The 4,680-nt window shown below is 54.2% G+C and carries 5 protein-coding genes; 3 read left to right on the top strand and 2 right to left on the bottom strand.

Features of this window, described 5'->3' with window-relative positions:
- Together ACTHUT_RS14200 and mnmG are read left to right on the top strand one after the other, a co-directional pair.
- Positions 1 to 706 (top strand): aminoglycoside phosphotransferase family protein (locus ACTHUT_RS14200; protein WP_440418929.1); only part of this gene is annotated, 706 nt, incomplete at its 5' end.
- A gap of 81 nt (positions 707 to 787) precedes the next feature.
- Entirely contained in the window at positions 788 to 2,683 is a 1,896-nt protein-coding gene (gene mnmG / locus ACTHUT_RS14195; protein WP_250601561.1) for a tRNA uridine-5-carboxymethylaminomethyl(34) synthesis enzyme MnmG, read from the top strand.
- Positions 2,684 to 2,840: 157 nt separating this feature from the next.
- Here the strand turns inward: mnmG and ACTHUT_RS14190 are convergent, their stop codons facing one another.
- Both ACTHUT_RS14190 and ACTHUT_RS14185 read right to left on the bottom strand, forming a co-directional pair.
- Complete coding sequence (locus tag ACTHUT_RS14190) at positions 2,841 to 3,428, bottom strand: GNAT family N-acetyltransferase (RefSeq protein WP_250601559.1); 588 nt, start codon at positions 3,426 to 3,428, stop codon at positions 2,841 to 2,843.
- A 93-nt stretch (positions 3,429 to 3,521) separates the two neighbouring features.
- A complete protein-coding gene (locus ACTHUT_RS14185) occupies positions 3,522 to 4,112 on the bottom strand; it encodes a 5-formyltetrahydrofolate cyclo-ligase (protein ID WP_250601557.1) in 591 nt (196 codons plus the stop codon).
- A 78-nt stretch (positions 4,113 to 4,190) separates the two neighbouring features.
- Between ACTHUT_RS14185 and ACTHUT_RS14180 the strand changes: the two genes are divergently transcribed.
- A complete protein-coding gene (locus ACTHUT_RS14180) occupies positions 4,191 to 4,433 on the top strand; it encodes a hypothetical protein (RefSeq protein WP_004520263.1) in 243 nt (80 codons plus the stop codon).
- The last annotated feature ends 247 nt before the right edge of the window (positions 4,434 to 4,680 follow it).

The raw sequence follows: 4,680 nt of genomic DNA, 5'->3' as shown, positions 1-4,680 counted from the left end.
TCAGGAAAACAGCGAAACCGCCCACAAAGCCCTGCTGCTCGAAGCCATCGACGAACTGATCGAACTGCAAAAAGCCAGCCAACCCTGCAAACTGCCGGAATACGACCGCGAAGTCATGCTGCGCGAGATTAACTTGTTCCCCGAATGGTTTGTGGCCAAAGAATTGGGCCGCGAGTTGACCTTCAAACAACGCCAGTTGTGGCAACAAACCGTCGATACTTTGCTGCCTCCCCTGTTGGCACAACCTAAAGTTTACGTTCACCGCGACTTTATCGTCCGCAATCTGATGCTGGCAAAAGGCCGCCCGGGTGTGTTGGACTTCCAAGACGCGCTTTACGGCCCGATTTCCTATGATTTGGTATCGCTGCTGCGCGATGCATTTATCGAATGGGAAGAAGAATTTGTATTGGACTTGGTCATCCGTTACTGGGAAAAAGCACGCGCTGCCGAGCTACCAGTGCCTGCCGAGTTTGACGAGTTCTACCGCTGGTTTGAATGGATGGGCGTACAACGCCATTTGAAAGTGGCCGGTATTTTTGCCCGTCTGTACTACCGCGACGGCAAAGACAAATACCGCCCTGAAATTCCGCGCTTCTTGAACTACTTGCGCCGCGTATCCCGCCGTTACAACGATTTGGCGCCGCTGTATGCATTGCTGGTCGAATTGGTCGGCGATGACGAATTGGAAACAGGCTATACCTTCTAAGCTTGGTTTTAAGATTTGATTCCACTTTTCAGACGGCCTGATCAACAAAAGGCCGTCTGAAACCTTTACAGAACACACAACATGACTTACATGATTTACCCCAAAACCTACGACGTGATTGTCGTCGGTGGCGGCCATGCCGGTACCGAAGCCGCGCTTGCCGCCGCACGTATGGGTGCGCAAACCCTGCTGCTCTCACACAACATCGAAACCCTCGGCCAAATGTCGTGCAACCCTTCCATCGGCGGCATCGGCAAAGGTCACCTCGTGCGCGAACTCGACGCATTGGGCGGCGCGATGGCGTTGGCCACCGACAAATCCGGTATCCAGTTCCGCCGCTTGAACGCCAGCAAAGGCGCGGCAGTGCGAGCTACGCGTGCGCAGGCAGACCGTATCCTATATAAAGCCGCCATCCGCGAAATGTTGGAAAACCAAGAAAACCTCGATCTCTTCCAACAGTCGGTTGACGACGTAACGCTCGACGGCGACCGTATTTCAGGCGTAATCACCGCGATGGGCGTGGAATTCAAAGCCCGCGCCGTCGTGCTGACCGCAGGCACGTTTTTGTCCGGCAAAATCCACATCGGTTTGGAAAACTACGAAGGCGGCCGCGCCGGCGATCCCGCCGCCAAATCGCTGGGCGGACGTTTGCGCGAATTGAATCTGCCGCAAGGTCGTCTGAAAACCGGCACGCCGCCGCGTATCGACGGGCGCACGATTGATTTCTCCCAATTGACCGAACAGCCCGGCGACACGCCCATACCCGTCTTTTCCGTGCGCGGCAACGCCGAAATGCACCCGCGCCAAGTGTCCTGCTGGATTACGCATACCAATTTGAAAACACACGAAATTATCCGCAGCGGTTTCGACCGCAGCCCCATGTTCACCGGCAAAATCGAAGGCGTCGGCCCGCGCTACTGCCCGTCTATCGAAGACAAAATCAACCGCTTCGCCGACAAAGACAGCCATCAGATTTTCCTCGAACCCGAAGGCCTGACCACGCACGAATACTATCCTAACGGTATCTCCACCAGCCTGCCGTTCGACATCCAAATCGCGCTCGTGCGCAGCATGAAAGGCCTGGAAAACGCCCATATCCTGCGCCCCGGCTACGCCATCGAATACGACTACTTCGACCCTCGCAACCTCAAAGCCAGCCTCGAAACCAAAACCATCCAAGGCCTCTTCTTCGCCGGACAAATCAACGGCACCACCGGCTACGAAGAAGCCGCCGCACAAGGCCTGCTCGCAGGAGCAAACGCCGTGCAATACGTCCGCGAACAAGACCCGCTCCTGCTGCGCCGCGAACAAGCCTATCTCGGCGTATTGGTCGACGACCTCATCACCAAAGGCGTGAACGAACCCTACCGCATGTTCACCAGCCGCGCCGAATACCGCCTGCAACTCAGAGAAGACAACGCCGACATGCGCCTGACCGAAGACGGCCACAAAATCGGCTTGGTCGGTGAAGCGCAATGGCGCATGTTCAACGAAAAACGTGAAGCCATCGAACGCGAAATCCAGCGTTTGAAAACAACGTGGTACACGCCGCAAAAACTCGCCGAAGACGAACAAATCCGCGTGTTCGGACAAAAACTCAGCCGCGAAGCCAACCTGCACGACCTCCTGCGCCGCCCGAACCTCGACTACGCCGCACTGATGACGCTCGAAGGCGCAGAACCCGAGTGCAGGCTGCCTGAAAACGTGATTGAACAAGTCGAAATCCAAGTCAAATACCAAGGCTATATCGACCGCCAAAACGAAGAAATCGACAGCCGCCGCGACATCGAAACCTTAAAGCTGCCTGAGGATATTGATTACAGCAAAGTCAAAGGTTTGTCGGCAGAAGTGCAGCAAAAGCTCAACCAGCACAAACCCGAAACCGTCGGCCAAGCCAGCCGCATTTCCGGCGTAACACCTGCCGCCGTCGCATTGCTGATGGTGCATTTAAAACGCGGGTTTAAAGATGCCAAGTAAGGTTTAATCCGAATAAAGGCCGTCTGAAACTTTCAGACGGCCTTTATTTATCAGGGGATTGACGGTGTTGCACCTTATTTCATTAATTTTTTAAAGAGTTCGGATTGTCAGCAAGATGGACGTGTTTTGATGAAAAAATGAAGAAGAAAACGTTTTTTCAGGACGCGTCATAAGCTGCCGCTTTTTCGAGCAGTTTTACCCTTGCCTGCGGCCATTCCTCACGCAGCAGGCTGTATTCAACCGTATCGCGCACGCTGCCGTCTTTCCGCAGCTTGTGGCAGCGCAAGATGCCGTCTTGGTGTGCGCCCAAGCGTTCGATGGCGCGTTGGGAGGCGGTGTTGAGGTTGTCGGTCTGCCAGCAGGCGCAACGGCAGTTTAAAGTGTCGAAAACGTAGTCGAGCAACATGATTTTGCAGGCGGTATTGATGTGCGTGCGCTGTGCCGACAGGGCATACCATGTGAAACCGATGTAGAGGCGTGGGATGGCGGGGTCGATGTGGTAAAGCGAAGTCGAGCCGACAATTTTTCCCGTGTCTTCGTCGATGACGGCAAAGGCGAGGCGGGTTTGTATGGCGGTGCGGATATAGTCAGCTACTTGGTGAGGTTCGGGCGCGGTGGTTACGTTCAGCTTCCAAACTTCGCCGTCGCAAACTGCTTCGCGCAAACCGGCTTCGTGTGCCGTTGTTAAAGGTTCGAGACGGACGCGGTCGAAGGATAAAACGGGAGTGGATGAGAAATCAGTCATGGGGGTCCTTTGTATTTGATGGTTTGAGTTTTCAGACAGCCTTTTATAGTGTCTTAACGGACGGCATCTCTGAGGTCGTCTGAAAGCTATTGATTAATGATGTTTGAACATCAGCACGCCCGACTCCGATACAAACCCGTCCAGCGGCAGGTCGTGGGGTTCGGTCGGCAGGGTGTCGGTCAGTTGGCAGCCGAAGCCTACGCCCAGGGTTTGGGTTTGCAGGCGGTATTTCATGGCGGAGAGGGTGGCGTCGTAATAGCCGCCGGCTTGTCCGAGGCGGTAGCCGCGTTTGTCGATGCCGACGATGGGGACCAGCAGCAGGCTGAGTTGGTGGACGCGGATTTTTTTGCCGGTAAATTGGGGGACGCTCAATTTAGCGCGGCCGCGTTTGCGTTCTTGTTTGGCGCCGTCGGCAGGGTAGGGGGTGAACCACATCCGCCGCGTGTTTGGTTCGATATAGGGCAGGTAGAGTTTTGCGCCGCGTTTTTGTGCGGCACGGACAAAGCCGTCCAATCGCAATTCCTTGCCCATCGGCCAATACACGCCAATTTTCCGTCCTTTTTTGATGTAGGGCTTGAGCAGGCGGTTGATGGTTTCAGTAGCGGTGTTCCACTCGTCTGCGCTCATTTGAGCGCGTGCGCGGCGGAACTGTTTACGTAGTGCCGATTTTTCGGGATTCCTCATTTTCAGACGGCCTTTCGGGATTGCGGTAGAATGTTGCTATTATAACGATTTTGTTAACATTCAAACAGGACGCACACGATGTGGCACATTGTCGCCATCGGCTATCTTTTTGTTGCCGTGATGTTTTCCGCCGCGCAGCCGAGTATTGCGCGCGCGTTGATTTATTTGGTTTTTTGGGCAGTGTTGCCTACCGTGTTCACGGTCTTCGTCGTAACCATCCGCCGCCGCAACCGCCTGATGAAACGGCAGGAGCAGGCGGAGTTTGAAGCGGCCCGACAAAAGGCGGTACAGACGGATGAAAAACAGGACGGAAAGGTATAAAATCCCTTTTCAGACGGCCTCTTATCCGCTATAATCCGTCAGTTTTCCATTTCGGAAACACTCTTTTATTTTTTAAAACTTATGCCCACTTTCGCCGAAGGGTGCTTGACAATAGGCCTGGCCTATCAAGTTCTATGCGATTGAATGTGTGCTCTTTAACCCTTTCAAGGAAATAACATGTCTCAAATTACTATGCGTCAGATGATTGAAGCCGGTGTTCACTTCGGTCACCAAACCCGTTTCTGGA

It is taken from the genome of Neisseria sp. P0022.S010 (assembly GCF_051956635.1).
The sequence above is the reverse complement of the archived record's forward strand: the minus strand, read 5'-3'. Positions and strand labels throughout refer to the sequence as shown.

Bases quoted from the DNA above. Each gene is read 5' to 3' on its own strand.
- ACTHUT_RS14190 (WP_250601559.1), bottom strand. From the start codon at position 3,428: ATGACTGATTTCTCATCCACTCCCGTTTTATCCTTCGACCGCGTCCGT.
- mnmG (WP_250601561.1), top strand. From the start codon at position 788: ATGACTTACATGATTTACCCCAAAACCTACGACGTGATTGTCGTCGGT.
- ACTHUT_RS14180 (WP_004520263.1), top strand. From the start codon at position 4,191: ATGTGGCACATTGTCGCCATCGGCTATCTTTTTGTTGCCGTGATGTTT.
- ACTHUT_RS14185 (WP_250601557.1), bottom strand. From the start codon at position 4,112: ATGAGGAATCCCGAAAAATCGGCACTACGTAAACAGTTCCGCCGCGCA.